Here is a 780-nt window from a genome sequence, read left to right as displayed (position 1 = left end):
CCTGGGCGCCCCGTAGGTCCCGTCGGACGCGGCGTGGAACGCGACGATCTGCGCGGACAGCGCTGCCGCCCGCTGCTGCCGGGGCGAGGGGCCCGCAGCGACCCGGCCCCGCCATTCGTAGAACCGTCGCCGGTCCACGCCGAGCAGCACGCACATCCGCGTGACCGTCAACCGGCTACCTGCGGCCTTCTCCGCCTCGATCACCGCGAACCGCTCCTCGGGTTCTGCTTCGACGCGAAGAAGGCCGCCGCTTTTCCCAGGAACTCGTTATCCATCCGCAGCTCCTGCACCTCGCGGCGCAGCCGCTCCAGCTCAGCCCGCTCGTCGATATCCAGCGGCACCTCCGCAGGGCCTCTGCGGGCGCGCTCTTGCTGCACCCACCGGCCCAGCAACTGCTCGCCCACACCGATCTCCCGGGCGACCGTGGCGATCGTCCGGCCGGTATCGATCACCAGGTGCGCGGCCTCCCGCCGATACTCCGGCGTATACGCCGCCCTCTTCTTGCTCGTGCCCATCACGGACATCCTCCCCGACAAGCCCACGAACACGCGGATCCCGCCTGGTCAGTGTCCGGGAATCGGGGTCAACCTCACGCTCAGGCGGTGAGCTCGATGAGCTTGCGCAGCGTCAGGATGTTTCGGGCGGTGCCCGCCGTGCCGAGCGCGCGGTCGAGCACCGGCCGGGTGAGCTTCGTGTTCGCAGCCCCGCTCAGGCCGTAGTCGATCCACAGATCGCCGCCGACGAGCGCGATGCGCTCCCCCGGCTGCAGACGGGCACGCA

2 protein-coding genes and 1 pseudogene are annotated in these 780 nt (G+C 70.6%); all 3 read right to left on the bottom strand.

Going from position 1 to position 780, the window contains the following annotated elements; all coding sequences use genetic code 11:
• Positions 1 to 204, bottom strand: a pseudogene (locus KI686_RS17330) (IS3-like element ISMxa1 family transposase); the annotation flags it as partial.
• Positions 201 to 515 carry a transposase gene (locus tag KI686_RS17325; RefSeq protein WP_237590266.1) on the bottom strand — a complete coding sequence of 105 codons (315 nt, stop codon included), beginning with the start codon at positions 513 to 515 and terminating at the stop codon, positions 201 to 203. The gene KI686_RS17325 and the pseudogene KI686_RS17330, both read right to left, overlap by 4 nt.
• A gap of 80 nt (positions 516 to 595) precedes the next feature.
• Positions 596 to 780: hypothetical protein (locus KI686_RS17320; protein ID WP_237590265.1), on the bottom strand; the 185-nt coding region annotated here is incomplete at its 5' end.

Origin of the sequence: Polaribacter sargassicola (genome assembly GCF_021991835.1) — a bacterium.
In the GTDB taxonomy this organism is placed as follows: domain Bacteria; phylum Bacteroidota; class Bacteroidia; order Flavobacteriales; family Flavobacteriaceae; genus Polaribacter; species Polaribacter sargassicola.
This window is presented reverse-complemented; position numbering and strand designations above follow the sequence as displayed.

What these genes read in the sequence shown, in the direction of transcription:
- KI686_RS17325 (WP_237590266.1), bottom strand. Translation starts at nt 515, where the DNA reads ATGGGCACGAGCAAGAAGAGGGCGGCGTATACGCCGGAGTATCGGCGG.